A 26,105-nucleotide genomic window follows, 5' to 3' on the forward strand; every position below is an offset into this window, starting at 1 on the left:
AAGCACTTCCCCCTTTGTGTGCTTATATCGATCCGATCCATTTTAATGGAAACTCAGGCAATCCGACAACATAATCACTGCTTTGTTCAGCTGCTGGCTCATGGATTAAGCAAATGAAAGAACCCGTTATTCACTTTGCGTGCTTATCCTGGAGACAGTGTGTCGGTCTTGGTGTAGGGTTGGCGTCGAATGTAACCATTATGAGCCTTAGGGATAAGGCGAAAAGTCTGAGAATGCGCAACGTTATATGAGCACAACACCGATACAACGGGAATATTTCCTCGACTCGATCCGGGCATGGCTGATGCTATTGGGGATCCCCTTTCATATTTCACTGATTTACTCCAGCCACACGTGGCATGTTAATAGCCAGATGCCCTCCTGGTGGCTGACGCTGTTTAATGACTTTATTCACGCCTTCCGCATGCAGGTGTTTTTTGTCATCTCCGGCTATTTCTCGTACATGCTTTTTTTACGCTATCCGCTTAAGCGCTGGTGGAAAGTGCGCGTGGAGCGCGTAGGTATTCCCATGTTAACCGCCATACCGCTCCTGACGCTGCCGCAGTTCATTATGCTGCAATACGTTAAAGGCAAGGCGGAAAACTGGCCGAATCTCTCGCTGTATGAAAAGTACAACACGCTGGTCTGGGAGCTCGTGTCTCACCTCTGGTTCCTGCTGGTTCTGGTGGTGCTGACCACGGTCAGTCTGGTGATTTTCAGCCGCCTGCGCCGTCATCTCAGCACGACAGCAGACTCTTTCTTCGCTAACGTCACGCTGGGCAAACTGTCGGTGCTCTTTTTACTGCTGGGGATCGCCTATGCCGCGGTGAGACGCACGTTGTTTATCGTCTATCCACCAATACTGAGCGACGGCCTGTTCAATTTTGTGGTGATGCAGTCGCTGTTCTACATTCCGTTCTTTTTGATTGGCGCGCTGGCCTTTATTCATCCGAGGCTTAAAGCGCTGTTTACCACCCCGTCACCGTGGTGCGCGGTGGGTGCAGCCATCGCGTTTGCGGCCTACCTGCTGAACCAGCGCTACGGGAGTGGCGACGCCTGGATGTATGAAACGGAAAGCGTGATCACCATGCTGTTGGGCTTGTGGATGGTGAACGTGGTGTTCGCGCTCGGCCACCGTTTGCTGAACTTTAAGTCCAGCCGCGTGACCTACTTCGTCAATGCCTCACTGTTTATCTATCTGGTGCACCACCCATTGACGCTGTTCTTCGGGGCATACATCACGCCGCACATCGCATCCAACACGCTGGGCTTCTTTACCGGGCTGGTGTTTGTGGTGGGGATTGCCGTCGTACTCTACGAGATCCATCTGCGGATCCCTCTTCTGCGCTTCCTGTTTTCAGGAAAACCTCAGCCGAAAGCCGCCTGAGCAGCGCGGCGCACTCACGGTGCGCCGCCTTCGCTTCAGCTCTCCAGCTCTTGTCTGCGCTGAGTCAAAAGCCGCTGATAAAGATGCGTGGTGTCTTCATCGAAGCAGACAAAAATCACCTTCTCTGGCAGCGGTTTAAGCGACAAATAGCGGTAAACCGTTTCGACGGCGATGGTCGCCGCTGCCGCCTTAGGATATCCATACACGCCGGTGCTGATGGCCGGGAACGCCATCGTTTTATAGCCGTTGTCGGCGGCAAGCCGCAGACAGTTTCGGTATGCCTCCTCCAGAAGGCTCGCTTCATGCTGGTCTCCGCCGTGCCACACGGGCCCGACAGCATGAATCACCGCTTTGGCAGGAAGGTTGCCCGCCAGCGTAATCACCGCATGGCCCGGTGGGCATTCACCCTGTTGCTGACGCACCATTTTACAGGCTTCCAGTAACTGCGGTCCGGCAGCCCGGTGAATAGCGCCGTCTACGCCTCCTCCCCCCATCAGGGAAGGATTGGCCGCATTGACGATGACGTCGACATGAACTGTCGTAATATCGCCATGAATAATTTCAATTTGCGGTTTCATAAAGCCCCTCTGCTGCCCGCCTTTTTTATAAGTGTATCGCAGAGGGGTTATTGAGAAAAACGATAGGCGTAAAACCGCCCCCGCCGACGGGCGCGCACGGGTATTAACGGTACTGGATCTGAACAACCGCGAGCGTTTTTTCAGGATTCAGGTACGTCATATTCACTGTCGCCAGGCCGGAAGCCGTCGCCTTGCCGTTCAGCGCGTCGCCGTAACTCACCATACGCGTTTGCATACGATTTTTTTCCGGACACGACACCGCCAGCTGCCGCTGCTGGTGGGTAACTTCGCAAGGGTCAGCAACGATTGCGCCGCGAAAGTGAATAACGCCGCCCTGCGCGAGCGTGGCCGAATAAGCTGGAGCGATAAATGCCGAAACAAGCAGGCCCAGACCTGAAATAAGATGTGCAAAAGAGTGGGTCACGATATGTACTCCTCAATGAAAATCGTCCATGAGGGGCAAACGCGCTTCATTATGCAAACGAAGGCTGACGTTACGGAACCTAACAACGCAGTTCCTGATAACAGCTTAGTTCAACGGCAAATATTCACAATGCATTGATTTCATGAATATTTACAGCGCACCCCCGGCTGGCGACCACTGCTGTGATAAATGAAGCGCTTTTCCATCCGTGACGGTGACAACGATGTTGATCGTGTCTTCCGCAGAAATAGTTAAACTCAACCGCGTTAAATCAATCGGCTGATTAGCGGGAATAAAAAGGGTATTTTGCTGTCGCGAAGCACTTTGCCCACTCTGCCCTTCCTTCAAAGAGAGGATCTGAACCTGACAATCACACGGTTCCGTCAAAATGACCTGCGGAATAATGGTCGTCATATTTCCCTGCTGTGACGTTTGAAAGGTTATCTGGCCGGAAAGCGCGGCAAGGAGAATGAAGGTATTCATGAGGAACTCCCGAAAAAAAACAGGGCATCGGCCCTGTTTTTTTGTAGTACAGATTTCAGTATCAGTACTGATGCGCTGTCGCGTGGTTACCAAAGCCGATCTGGGTAACGTTGACGGTGGAGTTAGACGCCGTCTGGTCTACGAGCGCACCGTTAAGGCCGCCGTACTGGCTAACATTCATAACGGATTTTTTGCTGTTCCACTGATCGAGTGTCGCACTGTTGCCAAAGCCGTTCTGGGTCAGGTTGATTTTGCTGTCGTCAGAACCCTGACCGACATCAGCCCCGTTACCGCCACCGGTCTGGCTAATATTAAGAACGGAATTTCTGGCATCTGTCTGCAACGCCAGCGCGGAGTTACCGCCACCGTTCTGATAAATATTCAGGGTTGAATTTGGACCACTGTTTCCGCCATGACCGTGTCCATGACCCCATCCGCCCTGATTAATCATACCAGCCATAGCACTACCAGAAACGACGATTGCTGCAAGTGCTGCCACTTTGATAAATTTCATGGTAAACCCCCATCGGATTGATTAACGTCGTCGCGAAATAGCTAGCGCTGAATAACGCGAATTGCCATCTGCGACTGTTTCTGCACTACAACTGCGGTTTTCTGCGTACCGTACTGCGTAATATTTGCTCTATTACCCGACCCTTTCTGGATAATTTTCGCACTATTACCATATCCATCCTGCGTAATACCTGCATCGTTCCCGTTACCGCTCTGATCGATCCAGGCAATATTGTAAGTCCCTGATTGATCAACTCTCGCTCTGTTGCCTGCCCCATCCTGAGAAATGACGGACAAGAGTTTCGATCCTTCCTGGCGAAGCTGAGCGTCATTAAATACGCCCTGTTGACCAATAATGGCTGCCTGATTTAATGATGAATAACTTAATTCATTAACCGCAAAATTATATTCAGCGTTTGCCAAATCTGAATTCGCGGCGGTTACAAATCCAGGCGCACCCAGTAATGTAAACATCAAAAATAACGATGTGTTTTTCATGTTGTCACCCTGGACCCGGCTACCTGAAAACACCCTGATCGTATTTCGTATTAAACGACTCGTTTTTGTTAACGCGTCGTTACGGTGAAGAGTATGTCCGCTGAAACATTTTAAATATCTCACCCGCGCGGCTTATTTTTATTTTTCAGGTCACCACAAAGTTGTAATTTGCACCATAAAAGGCATGACACAGGCCGTTTTTATTTTTTTATGAAATATTTATGCGCGACATGTTGTACAACGGCGAGAAAGCCGTCCATGCCCCTTCCCGCGTTGTTTAAGCGTAACGCCAGGATGACATTTTCTTCAGGGCGTGACACAAGGCGAGTTTTCTTAAGCCAGAAAAACCAGAACGGCATGACTTAGAAAGTATCAGTTACTCATACCTGGGTACAAACTAAAGAAAATAATAAATACTTATAAATATTAACCAGTTAATTATATTTGTATGATTTTTAAAATCTATGCACAACTATTTCCATGTACAACTTTCATATCAAATAACAACATTAAAAATCTGCAATTTTCACAAATTAATATTGATTTTTACATCTTGTTACATGATTAACACTTGCTTTAAAATTCGTAAAAGCTAGATTGAAATTAGATGTACGAAATTGGTTTTATATTTACCTCCCTGTGGAGGTTATGTTCTGATTCTACACACAGCAGTGCAACATCTGTCAGTACTTCTGGTGCCCTCTTCTTTACAGAGAGGGCGGCTGTCAGGTGCCAAAAATAAGTGGGGTTTCATCATGTATAATGAAGTCCATAGTTTACATGGTCATACATTACTGTTGATCACAAAACCTTCTCTGCAAGCGACAGCTTTATTACAACACTTAAAGCAATCTCTATCACTGAACGGGAAATTGCATAATATTCAACGTTCTTTTGATGATATTGCGCCTGGCAGCATCATTCTGTTTGATATGATGGAAGCCGATAAAAAGCTTATCCATTACTGGCAAGATAACTTAAGCAGGAAAAACAATAATATCCGCGTGTTATTATTGAATACGCCTGATGAATATCCTTTCAGAGATATTGAAAGCTGGCCGCATATCAATGGCGTGTTCTACGTCACTGAAGAAGAGGTTCGGGTGGTAGATGGTCTGCAAGGCATATTGCGCGGCGAATGCTATTTCTCGCAAAAGCTGGCCAGCTACCTCATCACGCACTCCGGAAATTACCGCTATAACAGTTCGGAATCAGCGCTGCTCACCCACCGTGAGAAAGAGATCCTGAACAAATTACGCATTGGTGCTTCAAATATTGAAATCGCCCGTTCGTTATTTATCAGCGAAAATACGGTAAAGACGCACCTTTATAATCTTTTCAAGAAGATAGCTGTTAAAAACCGAACTCAGGCGGTTTCATGGGCAAACGATAACCTCAGGCGTTAATCACATGAAGCGCACGTTGAGTTGGATCGCCGCAGCGAGTCTCCTGCTCGCTGCAGGGAACCTGCAGGCCGTTGAGGTCGAAGTTCCCGGATTGTTAACTGACCACACTGTCTCATCGATTGGGCACAGTTTTTACCGGGCCTTCAGCGATAAATGGGACAGTCCTTACACGGGTAATTTAACAATCAACGAGCGGCCCAGTGCACGATGGGGAAGCTGGATAACCATAACGGCCAATCAGGACGTTATTTATCAAACGTTTTTATTCCCCTCGAAAACAGACTTCGAAAAAAACGTAGCCTTAGCACTGGCTCAAACTGAAGACGCTATTAATCGCCTGCAAATAGATAAAGCCCTATTAAGCACCAGCGATTTAGCAAAAGATGAGTTCTAGCGAACCGATATGCGGAGGCTGTCATGCGTATTGCATATGCAGTTGTTTCAATCATGCTTATTGCTCCCCTGAGCTGGGCCGGAAATATGACCTTCCAGTTCCGTAACCCTAACTTTGGCGGTAACCCCAACAACGGTGCCTTTCTGCTGAATCAAGCTCAGGCACAAAACTCCTATAAAGATCCGAGCTTTCAGGATTTTACCGTTGATACCCCTTCCGCACTGGATAACTTCACCCAGGCTATCCAGTCGCAGATTTTAGGGGGATTGCTGACCAACATTAATACCGGCAAACCCGGCCGAATGATGACCAACGACTTTATCGTCGACATCGCCAACAGGGACGGACAGCTCCAGTTGAATGTGACCGATCGTAAAACCGGAAAAACTTCCACCATAGAGGTTTCCGGCCTGCAAAATAATTCAACTGACTTTTAAACAATAGCTAAATAAGGACAACGACCATGCAGCGCTTCCTGATATTTGTTGCAGTGTGCTTATTGAGCGGTTGTTTAACTGCTCCGCCTAAAGAAGCTGCAAAACCCACATTAATGCCGCGGGCCCAGAGTTACCGTGATTTAACCCATTTGCCTTCACCTACGGGCAAGATATTTGTCTCGGTATACAACATTCAGGATGAAACCGGACAATTTAAGCCTTATCCGGCAAGTAACTTCTCCACCGCGGTGCCGCAAAGCGCCACCGCCATGCTGGTGACTGCACTTAAAGATTCGCACTGGTTTATTCCGCTGGAACGCCAGGGGCTTCAGAACCTGTTAAATGAACGAAAAATCATTCGTGCCGCGCAGGAGAATGGCACCGTTGCGGACAATAACCGGATGCCTCTGCAATCTCTGGCCGCCGCAAACGTGATGATTGAAGGGTCGATTATCGGTTACGAGAGCAACGTGAAATCGGGTGGCGTGGGCGCGCGCTACTTTGGTATCGGCGCAGATACCCAGTACCAGCTCGACCAAATTGCGGTTAACCTGCGCGTCGTGAACGTCAGTACCGGTGAAGTGCTCTCTTCGGTCAACACCAGCAAAACGATATTGTCTTATGAAGTTCAGGCTGGGGTATTCCGCTTCATCGATTACCAGCGTCTGCTGGAGGGAGAAATTGGCTACACCTCTAACGAACCGGTCATGATGTGTCTGATGTCAGCCATTGAAACCGGTGTGATCTTCTTAATCAACGATGGTATCGATCGCGGGCTGTGGGATCTGCAAAACAAAGCGGAGGTGCAGAACCCGATCCTGGTGAAATACCGTGATATGTCGGTGCCTCCGGAATCCTGACGGGCAGCGCATAAAAAAGGCGAGATGATTATCTCGCCTTTTTTTTTATTCACTCACCGCGGTGATGTTTTGCGTTTTTTCCCGTCGCGCCGCCAGCCAAAGACCGCTGTTCTTCATGGCGTAGCCAAACAGCAGCCCCAGCGCCAGGGAAGGAACCACCAGCTTCCAGTCCCCCTGCCCGGCAAAGGTTGCGCAGGCCCCCATAAAGGTTCCCGGCACAAACGACAGCAGCAGATGCTTCGCCTGGATACACATCAGGAAGGCGACGACACCCGTCATGACGTACCCCAGCATCTCCAGATGCGGCGCCAGCGCGCTGCCTTTCATGATGACCAGCGCCCAGATAACGCCGCTCATCAGCGTGCAGCCTGAGATAAAGAGCCCTTTCAGCCCGCCTTGAGGACAGGCGAAATAGGCCGTGCAACCCAGGAAGCCAGCCCAGCTTAACAGACCGAGAGACACCGCTACCCATCCCCAAATACCGGAGAGGATGCCCGTCGTGATTGCAATACAAAGTAATATGTTCATGGCGCGCATCTTAGCAGAAGCGCGCCGTAGAAATGCGATCAGAAGCACATTACGTGCAAGTTGAAATGTATCGTTGCAGGATTTTTGTGATTTACATCACTCCTCGCTCTCTTCTTCCAGCTCGTCCCACATTGCTGCGATGGCGTCACGCGTCAGCGGGGCCAGCGTTCGCCAGAACGGAGAGGTGGCATGGGCTTCCACTTTACCCAGGAAGGTCCCCACCCACGGCAGCAGATACGTTTCGAAGAGGATCCCGATGGCTTCATTTTCATCGTCGCCAGCGTTGTCTTCGATCCAGGACGCGGCCAGCAGCAGCGTACCGATATGATCGGCTGGGGTATCGCTCAGCGGCATCCCGCGTTCTGAAAGGAATGCCCGCACTTCCGCTTCGGTCGCGCCTTCCTGCCAGGCGGAACGATACGGCGACACGCGGCACTCTTCGCCCACGAACAGAGCATTGTAGTCCGTTGAGATCTGCTGCATATCGCAGCTTTTCTGCAGGCGCTCCAGCAACTCATCCTGTTCCAGCGGCCAGTTCTGCGCCAGTTTACCTTCGCGAATCAGCGTAAACAGCGGCACCAGCAGCGGGTCCTGCGGCTGGCGGTAATACAGGGAGCCCAGCACGCGGCAAAGGATGGAAAATTCATTCATTGTTTTATTCCGTTATTCAATTAAAGATCGGCAAATTCATCAATCGGCGCCATGCCGCGCGACTCGAGGAAATCAAGCATACGACGCGGCGTGACGTTCAGGATGCGTTCTTCCGGGAAATCCACATCCTGCAATATTTTCAGGCACTCGCTAAAATCCCCCAGCGTGAAGGCCGTGTGCGAATCAGAGCCCAGCGCCACCATGCCACCCGCATCACGCACGGCGGCAGCCACTTCGCGACAGTTGGCTTCACTGCCTTTACGCGAGTGCACGAACGAGGAGTTATTAATCTCCAGCGCCACGCGGTGTTTCGCCGCGGCCTGCGCCACGGCCTGAATATCAATCGGGTATTTCGGATTGCCCGGATGGCTGATGATGTGCACATTGCCGCTGGCAATAGTGGCAATCATCGCCGCGGTATTGGTCTCTTTATCCTGCGGCGGGAAAACCGGCTCATGGAAGCCGGCAAGGATCAGATCTAAGGAGGTCAGCATCGGGCCGGTACAGTCAATTTCACCGTCGGTGTTTTTGATGTTCGCCTCAATGCCGCGCAGTATCCCAATCCCGTCCACCAGACGTGGCCAGATACGCATATTCACAAAATGCCAGTAGTGCGGCGCATCCGCCATATCCGGGCCGTGATCGGTTATCGCGAACAGCTTGATGCCCTTAAGCTTCGCCTGGGCAATATAATCATGGAGGTTGCTATACGCGTGGGTGCTGGCGACGGTGTGCATATGCAGGTCAACGGGATACATCTTTCTCTCCTCTGCGTTTTTTCCAAAGGATAGCAGTTATCAGCGGCGAATATTAGCAAAAACCCGGCGAACGCCGGGTTTCTCTCAGTAGCCGCGCTGTCGGTCGACCTGTCCGGTGACCGGGTTACCCTTCTCTATTTCACCGATCGTGTGCGAGATATAGGCCACCGCCTCGGCAGGTCGCGTCACGGCGGCAACGTGCGGAGTCATTGCCACGCGCGGGTGTCGCCACAGCGGGCTTTCCTCCGGCAGCGGCTCACGGCTGTAGACATCCAGCATGGCGCCTTTAAGCTTCCCGCTATCCAGCGCCTTCAGCAGATCCGGCTCGACCAGATGCACGCCGCGCGCCAGGTTCATCAGGTAGCTCTGGTCGTCCAGTTGGTTGAGCAGGCCTTCATTGATAATCCCCACCGTTTCCGCCGTATTGGGCAGCAGGTTAATCAGCACACGCGTGCCGTTCAGGAAGGCCGGAAGCTCATCCGTTCCGGCAAAGCTCTCAACGCCCGGATAGTCTTTACGGCTGCGGCTCCAGCAGCGCAGCGGGAAGCCCCACGGCGCGAGCGCTTCAGCCACTTTCGAACCCAGCACGCCTGCGCCGAGGATACCAACGGTAAACGCTTCGCGCGGATATTCAGGCAGCGGCTCCCAGCGGGATTGCTGCTTAAGCGCCTGATAGTCATCAAAGCGGCGGAACCAGTGCAGCACCTGGCTGACGGCATATTCCTGCATTTGCTGGCCCATACCGGTATCTTCCAGGCGGAACAGAGGAATATCTTCCGGCAACATTTCAGGGTGTGCTTTCAGCTTGCTCAGAATGGAATCCACGCCGGCTCCGAGCGCGAACACGGCCTTTAGCTTACGGCCCTGGAGCATTTCTACCGGCGGATGCCAGACCAGCGCGTAGTCAGCATGTTCGTTATCGCCCCGCTTCCACTCACGAACGCGAGCGCCCGGCAGTGCCGCAGAAAGTGCCTTAATCCAGTAAGCCGTATCAAAAGTGGGGTGATAGAAGAGTATATCCATAGTCAATCCTGCCTTTTATTGCGCTGATTTATTTTGCTTTTTAACTGGACGGTCAGCATAGCAAATTTATTGCGTGATCGTGTTGTTGATAAAAAAGACGCTTTCAGCACATTTAAGAATCATGTTGCCTGAAGTTTGTCTAAACGCGCTAAATTACTGAAAAAGTGGGTTGACGGCAGTTCGGCTTTTCCTTACATTAGCGCCCGTCCCAGCAACAACGGGATGACAATATGGTGAGGTGTCCGAGTGGCTGAAGGAGCACGCCTGGAAAGTGTGTATACGGCAACGTATCGGGGGTTCGAATCCCCCCCTCACCGCCATATTTTAAGAAGAGCTCGCATGAAAATGCGGGCTTTTTTTTCGCATGTTGCACGCCTGCGGGGGGATGAGAACCCCCGAGCGGGGTTCGACAACTGGCGCAGCCAGTTGGACAGACTGTGAGCAAAGCGAACAGGCTGCCCGCAGGGCGAGCGAAGCGAGTCAATCCCCCCCGGTGCTATATTCAGCTCGGTGCAGCCTGAGCGCCTCACCCTAACCCTCTCCCCAAAAGGGCGAGGGGATCGTTACTCCTCCACCATCCGCGCATACTCTTCAGTAAGAAAATCCACCAGCGTTCTGACGGACGGCAGCAAACCTCGCCTGGAAGGATAAACAGCGTGAATCACTTCCCGTCGGGGTTCCCATGCGTCCAGCACCCTTACCAGTTCCCCGGATGCCAGCTGATCCTTGACCATCAAAATCGGCAGCTGCACCACGCCCACCCCCGCCATCGCCGCTTCACGCAGCGCCAGCATGTCGGTGGTAATAAAGCGCGGCGTGTAATGAATCGCGGCTTTCGCTCCCTCCGGCCCGCTCAGCTCCCATCTGTGCAGCTGCTTTCCCACCCCCATGCTCAAACCCGGCCACTCGCTCAGCTCAGAGGGCACGGCAGGGTGACCCATCCGCTCAATCAGCGCAGGGCTCGCCACCAGGCAGTGTCCCCTGTCTGCCAGCACTCTTAACACCAGGTCGCTGTCATCAAACGGACGTGGACGAACGCGGATCGCCACGTCGATGCCCTCACCCACCAGATCAACCCGTCGGTTGGTGGCCTCAAGCTGAAGATTGATCCCCGGATAGCGCGCCATAAACCGCGCCAGCATGGGACCAACGTGCACGTGCAGCAAGGTGACCGGACAGGTGATCCTGACCACGCCGCGTGGCTCGGCCTGCAACGCCGCCACCGCCTCTTCCGCAGCTTCGGCCTCTACCAGCATGGCTTTACAGTGCTGATAGAACGTCAGCCCCACTTCCGTCACCGTAAACTGCCGGGTGGTGCGCTGGATCAACCGCACGCCAAGGCGCTCTTCCAGCTGGGCAATCCGGCGGCTCAGTTTTGACTTGGGCTGATCGAGCGCCCGACCCGCCGCCGCAAATCCACCATGGTCCACCACCTTCACAAACCACGCGAAATCATTGAGATCCTGCATACGCCCTCATCGTTCCATATTCAGAACAGTGAATGTCATTTTCACTATCTACCGGGATATTAACCCTGAATATAAGCTAATTACATCAACAGAACATCAGGAGTACATCATGAAAAAAGTAACAGGCGTTTATACCGCACCTCGTCCGCACTGGGTCGGTGACGGTTTCCCGGTTCGTTCAATGTTTTCTTACCAGACGCACGGCGAGCCGCTGAGCCCGTTTCTGCTGCTGGACTATGCCGGACCGTACACCTTCCCGGCGGACGGCGCGAAACGCGGCGTGGGCGAGCATCCTCATCGCGGCTTTGAAACGGTGACCATCGTTTACGCCGGCGAAGTGGAGCATCGCGACTCCACCGGCAGAGGCGGCGTTATTGGCCCCGGCGACGTGCAGTGGATGACGGCGGGCGCAGGCATCCTGCACGAGGAGTTCCACTCCAGCGCCTTCGCGCAGAAAGGCGGTGAACTAAAAATGATGCAGCTGTGGGTCAACCTGCCCGCCAAAGACAAAATGGCGACGCCCGGCTACCAGAGTATCACCAAAGCGGATATCCCGGTGGTCACGCTGCCGGATAACAGCGGCACGCTGCGGGTCATCGCCGGTCGCCTTGAGGACGTGACGGGCCCGGCCCATACCTTCTCACCGCTGAACGTCTGGGACATCGCGCTTAACCAGGGCAGCCATCTGACGCTCAACCAGCCCGAAGGCTGGAGCACGGCGCTGGTGGTACTTGAGGGCAGCGTAACGGTGAACGGCACCACGCCAGCGGGTGAAGCGCAGCTGGTTGTGCTAAGTCAGAGCGGTGAAAAGCTGCATCTGGAAGCGAACAGCGACGCGAAATTGCTGCTGATGGCCGGTGAGCCGCTGAATGAACCGATTGTGGGCTACGGCCCGTTTGTGATGAACAGTAAAACCGAGATCGCGGAAGCCATTCGTGATTTCAACTCCGGCCGCTTTGGCCAGATCTGAACGTAATTAAGGAGCGCAATATGTCCACCCCTGCAAACTTCAACGGTGCACGTCCCGTCATTGACGTAAATGATGCCGTCATGCTGCTTATCGACCACCAGAGCGGGCTGTTCCAGACCGTCGGCGACATGCCCATGCCGGAGCTGCGCGCCCGTGCGGCGGCGCTGGCAAAGATCGCCACGCTGGCGAAGATCCCGGTGATCACCACCGCCTCCGTTCCACAGGGACCGAACGGCCCGCTTATCCCGGAGATCCACGCCAACGCGCCGCATGCGCAGTATGTGGCCCGCAAAGGTGAGATCAACGCCTGGGATAACCCGGAATTCGTGGCGGCGGTAAAAGCTACCGGTCGCAAGACGTTAATTATTGCAGGCACGATCACCAGCGTCTGCATGGCCTTCCCGTCCATCAGCGCGGTGGCGGACGGATATAAAGTGTTTGCGGTGATTGATGCCTCCGGCACCTACAGCAAAATGGCGCAGGAGATCACCCTGGCCCGCGTGGTCCAGGCAGGCGTGGTGCCGATGGATACCGCCGCTGTGGCCTCTGAGATCCAGCGAACCTGGAACCGTGAAGATGCGGCTGAATGGGCTGAGGTATACACCCACATCTTCCCGGCCTACCAGCTGCTGATCGAAAGCTACGGCAAAGCGCAGGAGGTGGTGAAAAACAGCGAAGTGCTCGATTCGCAGCGTTAATCCTGCGCTGTACGACATAAGCTGATTAAGGCTTAACCGAACAAGCACGAATTCAGAAAATCTGCTTGACCGCTTTCGCGCAACTCCCTATAGTAGCGCCCCGTTGCCCCCCAAGCGGTCAGGCAGCAAAACAATATGGTGAGGTGTCCGAGTGGCTGAAGGAGCACGCCTGGAAAGTGTGTATACGGCAACGTATCGGGGGTTCGAATCCCCCCCTCACCGCCATATTTGAGATGAGAGCTCGTACGAAAGTACGGGCTTTTTTCTTTTATATTCTCCGTAAGGGGGGATGAGAACCCCCGACCGGGGTTCGACAACTGGCGCAGCCAGTTGGACAGACTGAGAGCGAAGCGAACAGGCTGCCCGCAGGGCGAGCGAAGCGAGTCAATCCCCCCCGGTGCTATATTCAGCTCGGTGCGGCCTGAGACCCTCACCCTAACCCTCTCCCCAGGGGAGAGGGAATAAATTGCACATAAAACAAAGCCCGGTTTCCCGGGCCTTGAACACAACAGCAAACTCAGTAATACGCTTGCAGCGTGCGCTGACAGAGTGCCGAGCGCACGCAGTCCTCTTTGGTGAAGCGTACCACCCCAATCATCTCATCTTCCTCAAAACGTGACATGGCGTCGCTGAGGCCGGACTTCACGCCCGACGGCAGGTCACACTGGGTAATATCGCCGTTAACGATAACCGTCACGTTCTCCCCGAGGCGCGTTAAAAACATCTTCATTTGCGCAGCGGTCACGTTCTGAGCCTCGTCGAGAATAACGACCGCATTTTCAAATGTACGTCCGCGCATATAGGCGAACGGCGCGATTTCCACCTTGCCAATCTCTGGTCGCAGGCAGTACTGCATAAAGGATGCACCCAGTCGCTTCACCAGCACGTCATAGACGGGCCTGAAGTACGGAGCAAACTTCTCCGAAATATCGCCGGGCAGGAAGCCGAGATCTTCATCAGCTTGCAGTACAGGACGGGTAACAATAATGCGCTCCACGTCCTTATGGATCAGCGCTTCCGCTGCTTTGGCTGCACTGATCCAGGTTTTCCCGCATCCGGCTTCACCGGTTGCAAAGATGAGCTGTTTACTCTCGATAGCATTCAGGTAGTGCGCCTGAGCCTCATTGCGCGCCACAATTGGAGAATTATCACGGCTGTCTCTGGCCATGCCAATTGCTTCTACGCCACTCATCTGCACAAGCGAGGTGACCGATTCTTCTTCACGTTGTTTATGGCTACGTGAGTCCCGTCTCAGCACACGTTTTGCTTCGCGACGAGCTTTGATCACTGCTTTTTGTCTTCCCATGGATAGCACCTTGAGTTGTTGGTATTCATCACACGCGCCAGCTTCGGCACGATTATGCGCACGAACATCAGAGGGTTGGCTTCCTTGTAAGCCATTGCTTGCTTTATCAGATGACGATACAGAACGGCTACGCGCACCGGTCTGCACGTCGGTCGAATCAGATTCTTGAGGTGTGGGGGAGAATTTAGTGGTGAGGAGATCGCTGCCGGAGTCTGAGCCTCCGCGCCGGGTGCTGCGGTTGTTATGTTTACCTTGTCCAGTACAGGACGCAACCATTCGCGATCTCCATAGTGATTCAGCATCACTGCCGGGAACTACCGCTGTCTTATCTTAAGTACATCAGGAGTTATCATAAATGCAACATTTATTTTACCTGGATGCAACTTTTAAGACTGTTCCTGCAGCGGAATCAGTCTTATATATGAATATTACAGAAATATAACAATAAGATAGTCATATGAAAAAATAATGTCCCCGCGAACTATCGCAGGGACAATTATCAGGCTTCCATCAGACCTTGTGCGAGATACGCGCCAGCATCGCGCGCGCCGGGCAGGGCAAAGAAATAGCCGCCGCCGATGGGCTTAATGTACTCTTCCAGCGCTTCGCCGTTTAACCGCTTCTGCACGGTCAGGAAGCCTTTCTCCAGATCGTGCTGATAGCAGACGAACAGTAGCCCCATATCAAGCTGGCCGGAATTGGTCACGCCCAGCGAATAGCTGTAGCCACGGCGCATCATCAGGCTGGACTGCGTCTCTTTGGTGCGCGGGTTGGCAAGGCGAATATGGCTGTCGAGCGCGATAACGTTGCCATCCGGGTCGTTCGCGTAGTCCGGCACATCATGCTCGTGCTTCATGCCCAGCGGCGCCCCGCTCTGCTTGTCGCGGCCAAAAATCGTCTGCTGCTCTTTCAACGGCGTGCGGTCCCAGAACTCCACGTGGAACTGAATAATGCGCACAGCCTGGTAGCTGCCGCCCACCGCCCATGCGGGTTCCCCCTGATCTGCCGTCACCCACACCACGTCTTTCATCAGCGCCGCATCGCTGCTGTCCGGGTTGGCCGTGCCGTCCTTAAAGCCCAGCAGGTTAACCGGCGTCTCTTTGCCTTTGCTGCGGGCGGCGTGGTCAGAGATAAACCCTTCCCGCTTCCAGCGCACGCTCAGCAGATCCGGCGTGTGCTTGATGATATCGCGCAGGGCGTGGATCACCGTGTCCTGGGTATTGGCACAAATCTGCAGGAGCAGATCGCCGTGGCACAGCGCCGCGTCGAGGGAGTCATTCGGGAAGCGCGTCATCTTCTGCAGCGCGTTCGGCTTCTGTTTTGCCAGGCCGTAGCGGCCGTCAAACAGCGACTCCCCTACCGACACGGTAATGGTCAGGTTATCCGGCGCGATAAACGCCCCGAGGATACCGGAATCCATCGGCGGCAGGCGCGGGTTCGGCGTATCCGGTGCCGGCCCGCCCGCGGTAAGAAACGCGATGCGCGCCGTCAGCAGGCGGAACAGACGCTCCAGATCCGCCTTATCGCTGGCCAGCGAATCAAAGGCCACCAGCATCATGGAAGCCTGCTGCGGCGTGAGAATACCCGCCTGGTGCGCGCCATAAAACGGCTGGGTCTCCATGCGGGCATCCGGCGAGAGCGTACCGGGCGCGCTCTGCGGTTTCGCCGCATGCGCCACCGGGCAACCTCCCGCCAGGGCAAACGCGCCGCCCAGCGCCCCTACCCCTTTTAACAAACGACGTCGGGAAGGTTCCGCCACGTCGAATTCTTCGTGCTTGTTCATCGTGCTTAGTCCAGACCCAGTACGCCGCGCAGCAGGGAGAGATCTTCCGCCAGCGTCGTAATCGGGCCTTTCAGCGCGTTACGGTCGGCGTCGGTCAGCTTGTCGTAGGTTTCGAACCCGTCTTTGGTACGGTACTTCGCCAGGATGGTATCGACCTTTTTGAAGTTGGCATCCACTTTCGCCAGCAGTTCGCCGTTCTCTTTCTGAAGCTGAGGACGCAGCAGCTCGACAATCTTCTGCGCACCGTCGACGTTGGCCTGGAAGTCCCACAGGTCGGTGTGGCTGTAGCGATCTTCTTCACCGCTGATTTTGCTCGCGGCCACTTCTTCAATCAGACCGGCCGCGCCGCCCACCACCTTCGACGGCGGGAAGGCCAGCTCGCTGATGCGCTTTTGCAGCTCCAGCACGTCGGTGTTCAGCTGCCCGGCGTATTTCTCCATTCCTTTGGTGGAGTTATCGCCAAACAGGGCTTTTTCCAGACGGTGGAAGCCGGTGAATTTCGGATCGGCGGCCTTCTGCTCGTAGTCATCTTCGCGGGCATCAATGCTGCCGTCGAGGTCAGAGAACAGCTCGGCAATCGGCTCGATGCGCTCGTAGTGCTGACGGGTTGGCGCGTACAGGGATTTCGCTTTTTCGATATCGCCCGCTTTCACGGCGTCGGTGAAGGCTTTGGTACCCGTGACCAGGTCCGCCGTCTCTTTGGTGACGTAGGCTTTATAGGCGGTGATAGCGTCGCCCAGGCTCAGCAGGGCCGTGCCTTTGGCCGCGTCCGCCGTCGCTGCACCTTTGACGATCAGCTTGCCTTTAGGGTTGGTCAGCAGGCCGCAGGTCATGTCGTATTCACCCGGCTGCAGGTTGGCGGTCATCTTCTGGCTGAAGCCCGGCGCGATGTTCTCGCGCTCTTCCACCACCATCACGCCTTTGAGGATCTCCCACTCCAGCGCCTTCTGGCTGTGGTTCTGAATGATAAACTGGGTTTTACCGCTGTTAACCGTGATGGTCATCGGCTCGCACTGCTTATCGTTAACGGTGACTTTTACCTGCGGAATATCCGCAGCCTGCGCAGCGAATGCAGAAGCGAACAGCGCGGCAATGCCTGCGCACAATGCACTACGACGAAACTGAATTGCCATGACTCTTCCCTTAAAAAGTATGTTGTAACTAAAACAATAATTACGGCGCAACGCGCGACGCCTGCGAACCGGTACGCGGCGGCATCGCGAACAGCACCAGCGCCGGAACCAGATAGATAAAGTACATCGCCACTTCGCTGACGCTCGGCGTTTCCTGGTAGCCGAAGATGCCTTCGAGCAGGGTGCCGGTCAGTGAATGGGTGGAGAGAACGTTGCTAAGATCGAACGCCACGTCCTGGAAGTGGTTCCACAGGCCCGCCTCGTGGAAGGCGCGGATCGCCCCTGCCGCCAGCCCCGCGGCCACCAGCAGAATGAACAGGCTGGTCCACTTAAAGAAGGCGCCCAGGTTGAGGCGAATGCCGCCCCAGTAGAGCAGAAAGCCCAGCACCACCGCCGTTGCCAGACCGAGCATAGCGCCCAGCGGCGGCCAGATGCCCACGTCCTGCTGGAATGCCGCCAGCAGGAAGAAAACCGATTCCAGACCCTCGCGCGCCACGGCGAAAAAGACCATCATGATCAGCGCCCAGCCGTGGTGATTCCCCTTCTGCAGGGCGTTATCCACCGCCTGCTCCAGCTGCACCTTCACGTTGCGGGAAACTTTGCGCATCCAGAAGACCATCCACGTCAGGATGAACACCGCAATCACGGCGACGATACCTTCAAACAGCTCCTGCTCTTTCTGCGGGAATTCGCCGGTGGTTTCATTGATGAGGATACCTAAGCCCAGGCAGAGCGCCGCGGCAAGGAATACGCCAACCCACATCACGCCAATCCAGCGCCCACGCTGGGTGCGCTTGAGATAGCTGGCGATAAGGCTGACAATCAGGGCCGCTTCAAGGCCTTCACGTAACATAATGAGAAATGGAACAAACATGCCGACACCTTAAATGTTTATCGCGGTCAACTGATGCAAAGAAAGGTAAATTCTTGTGATAGTGATTATCATTACGGCGGAAGGAAACACAAGCGAAATGTGTGGTGATTTGATGACGAGTTGTAAACTCAAAGCCTGTTAATAGTTGCCACCGTTACCGTTAAGTTTATAAGTTATAATTAAAATGCCCATTTACGGTTAACCAGTGCTGTGGCTAAATATCCGCCTCAAAAACCAACCGAAAATATTCCATGTTTAAGATTGTCCATTTCCTGCTGGCGCTGGTGATTATTCTTGCGCTTGCCTGGCTGGTGAGTTTCGACCGCCGAAAAATTCGCATTCGTTATGTTTTACAGCTGATTGTTATTGAAATTGCCCTGGCGTTCTTTTTCCTGCACGCCGAAAGCGGGCTATTCCTGATTAAATACGTTTCCGGCTTCTTTGAGTCACTGCTGAAATTTGCCTCGGAAGGGACGAATTTCGTCTTTGGCGGAATGGGAGAAAAAGGGCTGGCGTTTATTTTCCTCGGCGTGCTGTGTCCGATTATTTTTATTTCCGCACTGATTGGTATTCTCCAGCACTGGCGGATCCTGCCGATTTTTATTCGAATCATCGGGACGCTGCTGTCAAAGCTGAACGGCATGGGCAAGCTGGAATCGTTCAACGCGGTGAGCTCGCTGATCCTCGGCCAGTCGGAAAACTTCATTGCCTATAAAGGCGTGCTGGGGGATCTCTCCTCGCGTCGTCTGTTCACCATGGCGGCCACGGCCATGTCGACGGTCTCCCTGTCGATTGTCGGTGCCTATATGACCATGCTCGACGCCAAATTTGTCGTTGCCGCGCTGATCCTGAACATGTTCAGCACCTTTATTATTCTCTCGGTCATTAACCCGGTGCGTCCGGAAGCCGAACCGGATATCAAGCTGGAAAAACTGCACGAATCCCAGAGCTTCTTTGAAATGCTGGGCGAGTATATTCTGGCCGGTTTTAAGGTGGCGATGATTATTCTGGCGATGCTGATTGGCTTTATCGCCCTCATCAGCGCCGTTAACGCCCTCTTCTCCAGCGTATTCGGCATGAGCTTCCAGCAGATCCTGGGCTATGTGTTTTATCCGCTGGCGTGGCTTATCGGGATTCCGCTGAGCGATGCGTTAAACGCGGGCAGCATTATGGCAACCAAGCTGGTGGCGAATGAATTTGTGGCGATGATTGAGCTGCAAAAAATTGCTCATGAAATGTCACCGCGCGGGTTGGGTATTTTGTCCGTCTTCCTCGTCTCGTTCGCTAACTTCGCCTCCATCGGCATCGTCGCCGGGGCAATTAAGGGGCTTAACGAGCAGCAGGGCAACGTGGTGTCGCGGTTTGGTCTGCGCCTGGTATACGGTGCGACGCTGGTGAGCCTGCTGTCGGCGAGCTTTGCGGGATTAGTGCTGTAAATAGCTTTGCTACAAAACAACAACGGCGGGTTATCCCGCCGTTTTTTATTAAAACTGTACGCACACCGGCTGGTCGACCCGCATCACCGATTCCTGCGCGAAACGAGACTTATAAATCCCGCGCAATGCTTCGATGTTCTTCTCGCTCTGCGCATCTTTACCGTGGATCAGCATTAACGCTTTGCTGGATTCACGCGCCACTTTCCCGTCGTTGCCCAGCCACTGCCCGCGCGCATCAAACACCGTTAAGCCATCGCGAAAACGCGGCGTCACGTCCTGGTCAACAAACTGCTGCCACTCGCTGCCGGTAATCTGCGCCCCTGCCGGGCGATTCAAGCCAAAATAGAGCGTGGTCTGCTGCATCTGGTTATCCGCTTTGCAGGTCTCCACCGCCGCACGCTGCGAGGGTGCGTTACAACCCGCCAGCATCAATAATGCCACCGCCATTAACCCTGTTTTGATTGTCATATGTCGCTATCCTCATTGTTATAAGCACATGGATATCACAGGAAAATACGGATTTTGGCAAGAAAAAAGCCGGGTGGCGCTTGCGCTTACCCGGCCTACGGTACTGCGTGAGAAAATTATTCTGCCTGAAGCTTAGTCGGCGGCGCAGTGTGGTAGTGCGCATCCGCTTCCGCAAAGCGCTTCTGCATAGAGGCAGACGGCGCTTTACCCAGCAGGCTGAACACCACAATACCGATGCTGCCGAAGATGAAGCCCGGAATGATTTCGTACAGGCCCAGCCACGCGAACTGCTTCCAGACGATGACGGTCACCGCACCGATGATCATCCCCGCCAGCGCGCCGTTGCGGGTCATGCGTGACCACATGACGGAGAACAGCACCACCGGCCCAAACGCGGCACCGAAGCCCGCCCACGCGTAGCTCACGAGACCCAGCACGCGGTTTTCCGGGTTGGCTGCCAGCGCAATGGCTACCAGCGCCACCACCAGCACCATAAAGCGCCCTACCCACACCAGCTCTTTCTGGCTCGCATTTTTACGCAGGAAGGCCTTGTAGAGGTCTTCGGTGATTGCACTGGAGCAAACCAGCAGCTGACAGCTCAGGGTGGACATCACCGCCGCCAGGATCGCGGAGAGCAAAATACCGGCAATCCACGGGTTAAACAGAATCTGCGCCAGCTCGATGAACACGCGCTCGGCGTTCTGGTTCACCGCGCCCGCCTGCGCCGGGTTATTGCTGAAGTAGGCGATACCGAAGAAGCCGACCGCACACGCGCCCGCCAGACACAGGATCATCCACGTCATGCTGATGCGACGCGCGTGAACGATGGTGTGATGAGAATCCGCCGCCATAAAGCGCGCCAGAATGTGCGGCTGACCGAAGTAGCCCAGGCCCCAGCCCATAAGGGAGACGATGGCAACGAAATTCAGCCCTTTCAGCATGTCGACGTTTTCGATGCTCTTCTGCTTGATCACTTCCAGTGAATCGCCAAAGCCGCCAACGGTGAAAATCACAATCACCGGGGTCAGGATCAGGGCGAAGATCATCAGGCTCGCCTGCACGGTGTCGGTCCAGCTTACTGCCAGGAACCCGCCCACGAAGGTATAGAGGATGGTTGCCGCGGCACCGGCCCACAGGGCGGTTTCATAGCTCATGCCGAAGGTGCTTTCGAACAGTCGCGCACCCGCCACGATGCCGGAGGCGCAGTAGATGGTGAAGAACAGCAGGATCACCACCGCGGAGATAATGCGCAGAATGCGGCTGTTATCTTCAAAGCGTCCGGTGAAGTAATCTGGCAGCGTCAGGGCGTTGTTGTTGGCTTCGGTATGCACGCGCAGACGGCCTGCCACCAGCTTCCAGTTGATCCATGCGCCGACGGTCAGGCCGATGGCGATCCAGCTTTCGGAAATACCAGAGATGAAAATCGCGCCCGGCAGCCCCATCAGCAGCCAACCGCTCATGTCGGATGCGCCCGCAGAGAGCGCGGTGACCATTGGGCCTAAGCTACGCCCGCCAAGGATGTAGTCGTCAAAGTTTTTAGTGGAACGCCATGCCAAAAACCCTATCAGGATCATGCCAAAAATATAAACGAGAAATGTCACCAGCATCGGTGTGCTAATAGCCATTCAAATTCTCCAAAATGTCGAGCGACAACCGTCCGGGTTGCCTTGTTATGTCATCACCGGAACGTAGTGATGTGTGTATGTGTTTCCGTTGGGCGCGCTATCCTGCCGTATACGCTTCCCACTGACAAACGATTTAACACTGCATTTACATGAATTTCATCCCTGGTTTTATACGTCTTTCCTATAGGTTGCACTCGCTCACATTTATACGGGTTGCACCTTTTAAAAGTGTTAAGCACCGCATAAAAACAGGCTTCGCATGCAGAAGCCAGCGCTTTTTTCCAGCTAACTATTCGTTAACAATCCATTCATTTTCCAGCTTGCAAACCAGGTCACATTTAACACGGTTGCACAAAGTTGCAACATGGTGGATATTTCACGCTATCAACAGAACGCTATTACAGAACAACAGGAGTCTTGGCATGGGGATGACCACCATGGGGGTTAAGCTGGATGACGCGACCCGCGAACGGATTAAGACCGCAGCAACCCGCATTGATCGCACACCGCACTGGTTAATCAAGCAGGCGATTTTTAACTATCTGGAAAGGCTGGAAAGCGAAGACGGCCTGCCGGAGCTGCCTGCCCTGCTGGCGGGCGCAGCGAACGAAAGCGAAGACGCCGCGACGGCGGTGGAAGAGAACCACCAGCCGTTCCTCGAATTTGCCGAGCAGATCCTGCCGCAGTCCGTCAGCCGCGCCGCCATTACCGGGGCTTACCGCCGCGCCGAAACCGACGCCGTGCCGATGCTGCTGGAGCAGGCCCGCCTGCCGGAAGCCATTGCCGCCCAGGCGCACAGCCTGGCGTATCAGTTAGCCGACAAGCTGCGCAACCAGAAAACCGCCACCGGCCGCGCCGGGATGGTGCAGGGCCTGTTGCAGGAGTTCTCCCTCTCCTCACAGGAAGGCGTGGCGCTGATGTGCCTGGCGGAAGCGCTGCTGCGTATTCCGGATAAAGCTACCCGCGACGCGCTGATCCGCGACAAGATCAGCAACGGCAACTGGCACTCCCACATTGGCCGCAGCCCGTCGCTGTTCGTCAACGCCGCCACCTGGGGTCTGCTGTTTACCGGCAAGCTGGTCTCCACCCATAACGAAGCCAACCTGTCACGCTCTCTGAACCGCATTATCGGCAAGAGCGGCGAGCCGCTGATCCGCAAGGGCGTGGACATGGCGATGCGCCTGATGGGCGAGCAATTCGTCACCGGGGAAACCATTGCCGAAGCGCTGGCGAATGCCCGCAAGCTGGAAGACAAAGGTTTCCGCTACTCCTATGACATGCTGGGCGAAGCGGCGCTCACCGCCGCCGACGCGCAGGCCTACATGGTCTCTTACCAGCAGGCGATCCACGCCATCGGTAAAGCGTCCAACGGTCGCGGTATTTATGAAGGCCCGGGCATCTCTATTAAGCTCTCTGCCCTGCACCCGCGCTACAGCCGCGCGCAGTACGACCGGGTGATGGAAGAGCTCTATCCGCGCCTGAAGTCCCTGACCCTGCTGGCGCGCCAGTATGACATCGGCATTAATATCGACGCCGAAGAGGCTGACCGTCTGGAGATCTCCCTCGATCTGCTGGAAAAATTGTGCTTCGAGCCGGAACTGGCAGGCTGGAACGGGATTGGTTTCGTCATCCAGGCCTACCAGAAACGCTGTCCGTTCGTCATTGATTACCTGATTGACCTGGCCAGCCGCAGCCGTCGCCGCCTGATGATCCGCCTGGTGAAAGGCGCCTACTGGGACAGCGAAATCAAACGCGCCCAGATGGAAGGTCTGGAAGGCTATCCGGTCTATACCCGCAAGGTCTACACCGACGTCTCTTACCTCGCGTGCGCGAAAAAACTGCTCGGCGTGCCGAACCTGATTTATCCGCAGTTCGCGACCCACAACGCCCATACCCTGGCGGCGATCTACAGCCTGGCCGGGCAGAACTACTATCCGGGCCAGTACGAGTTCCAGTGCCTGCACGGCATGGGCGAACCGCTGTACGAGCAGGTCACCGGTAAAGTGGCGGACGGCAAGCTGAACCGCCCGTGCCGTATCTATGCCCCGGTGGGCACCCACGAAACCCTGCTGGCGTACCTGGTGCGTCGTCTGCTGGAGAACGGGGCGAACACCTCCTTCGTTAACCGCATCGCCGACACCACCCTGCCGCTCGACGAACTGGTGGCCGATCCGGTGCAGGCCGTTGAGAAGCTGGCGGCGCAGGAAGGCCAGATTGGTCTGCCGCATCCGAAAATTGCCCTGCCGCGCGAGCTGTACGGCGCGGGCCGCGTCAACTCGGCGGGCCTGGATCTGGCGAACGAACACCGTCTGGCGTCGCTCTCCTCTGCCCTGCTCAACAGCGCATTGCAGAAATGGCAGGCCAAACCGATCCTTGAGCAGTCCGTTGAGGACGGTGAAATGCAGCCGGTGATCAACCCGGCAGAGCCGAAGGACATCGTCGGCTACGCGCGTGAAGCAACCGAAGCGGAAGTGGAACAGGCGCTGGAGAGCGCGGTGAATAACGCGCCAATCTGGTTCGCCACCCCGCCGCAGGAGCGTGCCGCCATTCTGGAACGCGCCGCGGTGCTGATGGAAGATCAAATGCAGTCGCTCATCGGCATTCTGGTGCGTGAGGCGGGGAAAACCTTCAGCAACGCCATCGCCGAAGTGCGTGAGGCGGTCGACTTCCTGCACTACTACGCCGGTCAGGTGCGCGATGATTTCGACAACGAAACGCACCGTCCGCTCGGTCCGGTGGTCTGTATCAGCCCGTGGAACTTCCCGCTGGCGATCTTCACCGGCCAGATTGCCGCCGCCCTTGCCGCAGGCAACAGCGTGCTGGCGAAACCGGCAGAGCAAACCCCGCTGATTGCCGCCCAGGGCATCAACATTCTTCTGGAAGCAGGCGTTCCGGCGGGCGTGGTGCAACTGCTGCCAGGGCGCGGTGAAACGGTGGGCGCCAAACTCACCTCCGATAACCGCGTGCGCGGCGTGATGTTTACCGGTTCGACCGAAGTGGCCTCCCTGCTGCAACGCAACATCGCCACCCGTCTGGATGCGCAGGGTCGTCCTACCCCGCTTATCGCCGAAACTGGCGGCATGAACGCCATGATTGTTGACTCCTCCGCGCTCACCGAGCAGGTGGTGGTTGACGTGCTGGCCTCCGCCTTCGATAGCGCTGGTCAGCGCTGCTCCGCCCTGCGCGTGCTGTGCTTACAGGATGACGTGGCTGACCACACGCTGAAGATGCTGCGCGGCGCGATGGCGGAATGCCGCATGGGCAACCCGGGCCGTCTCACCACCGACATCGGGCCGGTGATCGACGCGGAAGCCAAAGCCAACATTGAAAACCATATTCAGGCCATGCGCGCCAAAGGCCGTCCGGTGTTCCAGGCGGTGCGCGAGAACAGCGAAGATGCCCGCGAGTGGCAGACTGGCACCTTCGTGCCGCCTACGCTGATTGAGCTGGCAAGCTTCGACGAGCTGAAAAAAGAGGTCTTCGGCCCGGTGCTGCACGTGGTGCGTTACAACCGTAACAACCTCAACGCGCTTATCGACCAGATCAACGCCTCCGGCTACGGCCTGACGCTCGGCGTGCATACCCGAATCGACGAGACCATTGCGCAGGTCACCGGCACGGCCAAAGTCGGCAACCTGTACGTCAACCGCAACATGGTTGGCGCGGTCGTGGGCGTGCAGCCGTTCGGCGGCGAAGGCCTCTCCGGTACGGGTCCGAAAGCGGGCGGCCCGCTCTACCTGTACCGGCTGCTGGCGAACCGTCCTGAGAACGCACTGGGAGTCACCCTGGCGCGTCAGGATGCGGAGTATCCGGTGGATGCGCAGCTGAAAACCGTGCTGACGCAACCGCTGGAGGCGCTGATCGCCTGGGCGGAAAAACGTCCTGAGCTGCGTGCGGTTGCCCAGCAGTACGGCGAGCTGGCGCAGGCCGGTACCCAGCGTTTGCTGCCGGGGCCAACCGGCGAGCGCAACACCTGGACGCTGATGCCGCGCGAGCGCGTACTGTGCGTGGCGGATAACGAGCAGGACGCGCTGGTACAGCTAGCCGCGGCGATGGCCACCGGGTGTGAAGTGCTGTGGCCGGACGATGCGCTGCATCGCGATCTCGCCAAACAGCTGCCGAAAGCGGTCTCGGCCCGTATTCACTTCGCGAAAGCCGATGCCCTGCTGACCCAGCCGTTTGACGCGGTGATCTACCACGGTGATTCCGACCAGCTGCGCGAGCTGTGCGAGCAGGTGGCGGCCCGCAGCGGGGCGATTGTTTCCGTGCAGGGCTTCGCCCGCGGGGAAACCAACCTGCTGCTGGAGCGTCTGTACGTGGAGCGCTCGCTCAGCGTCAACACCGCAGCGGCGGGCGGTAACGCCAGCCTGATGACAATCGGCTAACGCTGTGCTAATAAGGCT

The 26,105-nt window shown here is 55.5% G+C and carries 25 protein-coding genes and 2 tRNA genes; 11 read left to right on the forward strand and 16 right to left on the reverse strand.

Annotated elements, in window-relative coordinates:
- Nucleotides 1-247: 247 nt before the first annotated feature.
- Entirely contained in the window at nucleotides 248-1,387 is a 1,140-nt protein-coding gene (mdoC, locus tag HBA26_RS08090) for a glucans biosynthesis protein MdoC (RefSeq protein ID WP_041910534.1), read from the forward strand.
- 35 nt (nucleotides 1,388-1,422) lie between these two features.
- On the opposite strand, the gene ymdB is transcribed toward mdoC, so the two are convergent.
- The 5 genes from ymdB to csgB form a co-directional block, all read right to left on the reverse strand.
- Nucleotides 1,423-1,965 (reverse strand): O-acetyl-ADP-ribose deacetylase, encoded by a 543-nt coding sequence (gene ymdB / locus HBA26_RS08095; protein WP_063153822.1) that lies wholly within the window; start codon nucleotides 1,963-1,965, stop codon nucleotides 1,423-1,425.
- 103 nt (nucleotides 1,966-2,068) lie between these two features.
- The gene (locus HBA26_RS08100) at nucleotides 2,069-2,389 is read right to left on the reverse strand and encodes a hypothetical protein (RefSeq protein ID WP_063153821.1); all 321 of its coding nucleotides are present in this window, start codon (nucleotides 2,387-2,389) and stop codon (nucleotides 2,069-2,071) included.
- 150 nt (nucleotides 2,390-2,539) lie between these two features.
- Nucleotides 2,540-2,872 carry a curli assembly chaperone CsgC gene (gene csgC, locus HBA26_RS08105; RefSeq protein ID WP_041910536.1) on the reverse strand — a complete coding sequence of 111 codons (333 nt, stop codon included), beginning with the start codon at nucleotides 2,870-2,872 and terminating at the stop codon, nucleotides 2,540-2,542.
- 61 nt (nucleotides 2,873-2,933) lie between these two features.
- Complete coding sequence (gene csgA, locus HBA26_RS08110; RefSeq protein WP_047368274.1) at nucleotides 2,934-3,386, reverse strand: curli major subunit CsgA; 453 nt, start codon at nucleotides 3,384-3,386, stop codon at nucleotides 2,934-2,936.
- A 41-nt stretch (nucleotides 3,387-3,427) separates the two neighbouring features.
- Nucleotides 3,428-3,883, reverse strand: a complete 456-nt coding sequence (csgB, locus tag HBA26_RS08115; protein ID WP_028012679.1) for a curli minor subunit CsgB — start codon at nucleotides 3,881-3,883, stop codon at nucleotides 3,428-3,430.
- A gap of 755 nt (nucleotides 3,884-4,638) precedes the next feature.
- Between csgB and csgD the strand changes: the two genes are divergently transcribed.
- Genes csgD through csgG form a run of 4 tightly spaced genes read left to right on the forward strand, consistent with a single transcriptional unit; the run spans nucleotide 4,639 to nucleotide 6,980 of the window.
- Entirely contained in the window at nucleotides 4,639-5,289 is a 651-nt protein-coding gene (csgD, locus tag HBA26_RS08120; RefSeq protein ID WP_028012677.1) for a biofilm master transcriptional regulator CsgD, read from the forward strand.
- A gap of 4 nt (nucleotides 5,290-5,293) precedes the next feature.
- Entirely contained in the window at nucleotides 5,294-5,683 is a 390-nt protein-coding gene (csgE, locus tag HBA26_RS08125) for a curli production assembly/transport protein CsgE (RefSeq protein WP_028012676.1), read from the forward strand.
- Nucleotides 5,684-5,706: 23 nt separating this feature from the next.
- A complete protein-coding gene (csgF, locus tag HBA26_RS08130; RefSeq protein WP_028012675.1) occupies nucleotides 5,707-6,120 on the forward strand; it encodes a curli production assembly/transport protein CsgF in 414 nt (137 codons plus the stop codon).
- Nucleotides 6,121-6,146: 26 nt separating this feature from the next.
- Complete coding sequence (gene csgG, locus HBA26_RS08135) at nucleotides 6,147-6,980, forward strand: curli production assembly/transport protein CsgG (protein ID WP_047368272.1); 834 nt, start codon at nucleotides 6,147-6,149, stop codon at nucleotides 6,978-6,980.
- A 45-nt stretch (nucleotides 6,981-7,025) separates the two neighbouring features.
- Here csgG and HBA26_RS08140 read toward each other — a convergent pair whose 3' ends face one another.
- The 4 genes from HBA26_RS08140 to ghrA all read right to left on the reverse strand — a co-directional run bounded on the left by HBA26_RS08140 (nucleotide 7,026) and on the right by ghrA (nucleotide 9,940).
- On the reverse strand, nucleotides 7,026-7,508 hold the full coding sequence (locus HBA26_RS08140; protein ID WP_072201771.1) for a DUF1097 domain-containing protein: 483 nt from the start codon (nucleotides 7,506-7,508) through the stop codon (nucleotides 7,026-7,028).
- Nucleotides 7,509-7,604: 96 nt separating this feature from the next.
- Nucleotides 7,605-8,159 (reverse strand): molecular chaperone, encoded by a 555-nt coding sequence (locus HBA26_RS08145; protein ID WP_028012672.1) that lies wholly within the window; start codon nucleotides 8,157-8,159, stop codon nucleotides 7,605-7,607.
- A 20-nt stretch (nucleotides 8,160-8,179) separates the two neighbouring features.
- Nucleotides 8,180-8,917, reverse strand: coding sequence for a phosphatase (locus HBA26_RS08150; RefSeq protein ID WP_028012671.1), 738 nt, complete (start codon nucleotides 8,915-8,917; stop codon nucleotides 8,180-8,182).
- Between the two features lie 84 nt (nucleotides 8,918-9,001).
- On the reverse strand, nucleotides 9,002-9,940 hold the full coding sequence (ghrA, locus tag HBA26_RS08155; RefSeq protein WP_028012670.1) for a glyoxylate/hydroxypyruvate reductase GhrA: 939 nt from the start codon (nucleotides 9,938-9,940) through the stop codon (nucleotides 9,002-9,004).
- Nucleotides 9,941-10,172: 232 nt separating this feature from the next.
- Between ghrA and HBA26_RS08160 the strand changes: the two genes are divergently transcribed.
- Nucleotides 10,173-10,260: transfer RNA gene (locus tag HBA26_RS08160), tRNA-Ser, on the forward strand.
- 243 nt (nucleotides 10,261-10,503) lie between these two features.
- Here the strand turns inward: HBA26_RS08160 and HBA26_RS08165 are convergent.
- Nucleotides 10,504-11,409, reverse strand: a complete 906-nt coding sequence (locus HBA26_RS08165; protein ID WP_048957843.1) for a LysR family transcriptional regulator — start codon at nucleotides 11,407-11,409, stop codon at nucleotides 10,504-10,506.
- Between the two features lie 109 nt (nucleotides 11,410-11,518).
- Between HBA26_RS08165 and HBA26_RS08170 the strand changes: the two genes are divergently transcribed.
- From HBA26_RS08170 to HBA26_RS08180, 3 genes are all read left to right on the forward strand, one after another.
- Nucleotides 11,519-12,379 carry a pirin family protein gene (locus tag HBA26_RS08170; RefSeq protein WP_126345235.1) on the forward strand — a complete coding sequence of 287 codons (861 nt, stop codon included), beginning with the start codon at nucleotides 11,519-11,521 and terminating at the stop codon, nucleotides 12,377-12,379.
- Between the two features lie 20 nt (nucleotides 12,380-12,399).
- Nucleotides 12,400-13,077 carry an isochorismatase family protein gene (locus tag HBA26_RS08175; protein ID WP_025755865.1) on the forward strand — a complete coding sequence of 226 codons (678 nt, stop codon included), beginning with the start codon at nucleotides 12,400-12,402 and terminating at the stop codon, nucleotides 13,075-13,077.
- A 137-nt stretch (nucleotides 13,078-13,214) separates the two neighbouring features.
- Nucleotides 13,215-13,302: transfer RNA gene (locus tag HBA26_RS08180), tRNA-Ser, on the forward strand.
- Between the two features lie 292 nt (nucleotides 13,303-13,594).
- Here HBA26_RS08180 and phoH read toward each other — a convergent pair.
- The 4 genes from phoH to efeU all read right to left on the reverse strand — a co-directional run bounded on the left by phoH (nucleotide 13,595) and on the right by efeU (nucleotide 18,173).
- Nucleotides 13,595-14,383: a phosphate starvation-inducible protein PhoH gene (gene phoH, locus HBA26_RS08185; RefSeq protein WP_024908976.1), complete on the reverse strand. Its 789-nt coding sequence runs from the start codon at nucleotides 14,381-14,383 to the stop codon at nucleotides 13,595-13,597.
- Between the two features lie 499 nt (nucleotides 14,384-14,882).
- Entirely contained in the window at nucleotides 14,883-16,166 is a 1,284-nt protein-coding gene (gene efeB / locus HBA26_RS08190) for an iron uptake transporter deferrochelatase/peroxidase subunit (RefSeq protein ID WP_126345233.1), read from the reverse strand.
- Nucleotides 16,167-16,171: 5 nt separating this feature from the next.
- Complete coding sequence (efeO, locus tag HBA26_RS08195; RefSeq protein WP_028012666.1) at nucleotides 16,172-17,299, reverse strand: iron uptake system protein EfeO; 1,128 nt, start codon at nucleotides 17,297-17,299, stop codon at nucleotides 16,172-16,174.
- Between the two features lie 40 nt (nucleotides 17,300-17,339).
- Nucleotides 17,340-18,173: an iron uptake transporter permease EfeU gene (gene efeU / locus HBA26_RS08200; RefSeq protein WP_028012665.1), complete on the reverse strand. Its 834-nt coding sequence runs from the start codon at nucleotides 18,171-18,173 to the stop codon at nucleotides 17,340-17,342.
- A 251-nt stretch (nucleotides 18,174-18,424) separates the two neighbouring features.
- Between efeU and HBA26_RS08205 the strand changes: the two genes are divergently transcribed.
- Nucleotides 18,425-19,609 carry a nucleoside transporter C-terminal domain-containing protein gene (locus HBA26_RS08205; RefSeq protein WP_047368266.1) on the forward strand — a complete coding sequence of 395 codons (1,185 nt, stop codon included), beginning with the start codon at nucleotides 18,425-18,427 and terminating at the stop codon, nucleotides 19,607-19,609.
- 48 nt (nucleotides 19,610-19,657) lie between these two features.
- Here HBA26_RS08205 and HBA26_RS08210 read toward each other — a convergent pair whose 3' ends face one another.
- Together HBA26_RS08210 and putP are read right to left on the reverse strand one after the other, a co-directional pair.
- A complete protein-coding gene (locus HBA26_RS08210; protein WP_126345232.1) occupies nucleotides 19,658-20,077 on the reverse strand; it encodes a DUF3574 domain-containing protein in 420 nt (139 codons plus the stop codon).
- Between the two features lie 116 nt (nucleotides 20,078-20,193).
- Nucleotides 20,194-21,702, reverse strand: coding sequence for a sodium/proline symporter PutP (putP, locus tag HBA26_RS08215; protein WP_045261668.1), 1,509 nt, complete (start codon nucleotides 21,700-21,702; stop codon nucleotides 20,194-20,196).
- Between the two features lie 422 nt (nucleotides 21,703-22,124).
- Here putP and putA point away from each other — a divergent pair, with 422 nt between their 5' ends.
- Nucleotides 22,125-26,087, forward strand: coding sequence for a trifunctional transcriptional regulator/proline dehydrogenase/L-glutamate gamma-semialdehyde dehydrogenase (putA, locus tag HBA26_RS08220; RefSeq protein ID WP_126345231.1), 3,963 nt, complete (start codon nucleotides 22,125-22,127; stop codon nucleotides 26,085-26,087).
- Nucleotides 26,088-26,105 lie beyond the last annotated feature (18 nt).

Origin of the sequence: Enterobacter sp. 725m/11 (genome assembly GCF_011683705.1) — a bacterium.
Taxonomy (GTDB): domain Bacteria; phylum Pseudomonadota; class Gammaproteobacteria; order Enterobacterales; family Enterobacteriaceae; genus Enterobacter; species Enterobacter bugandensis.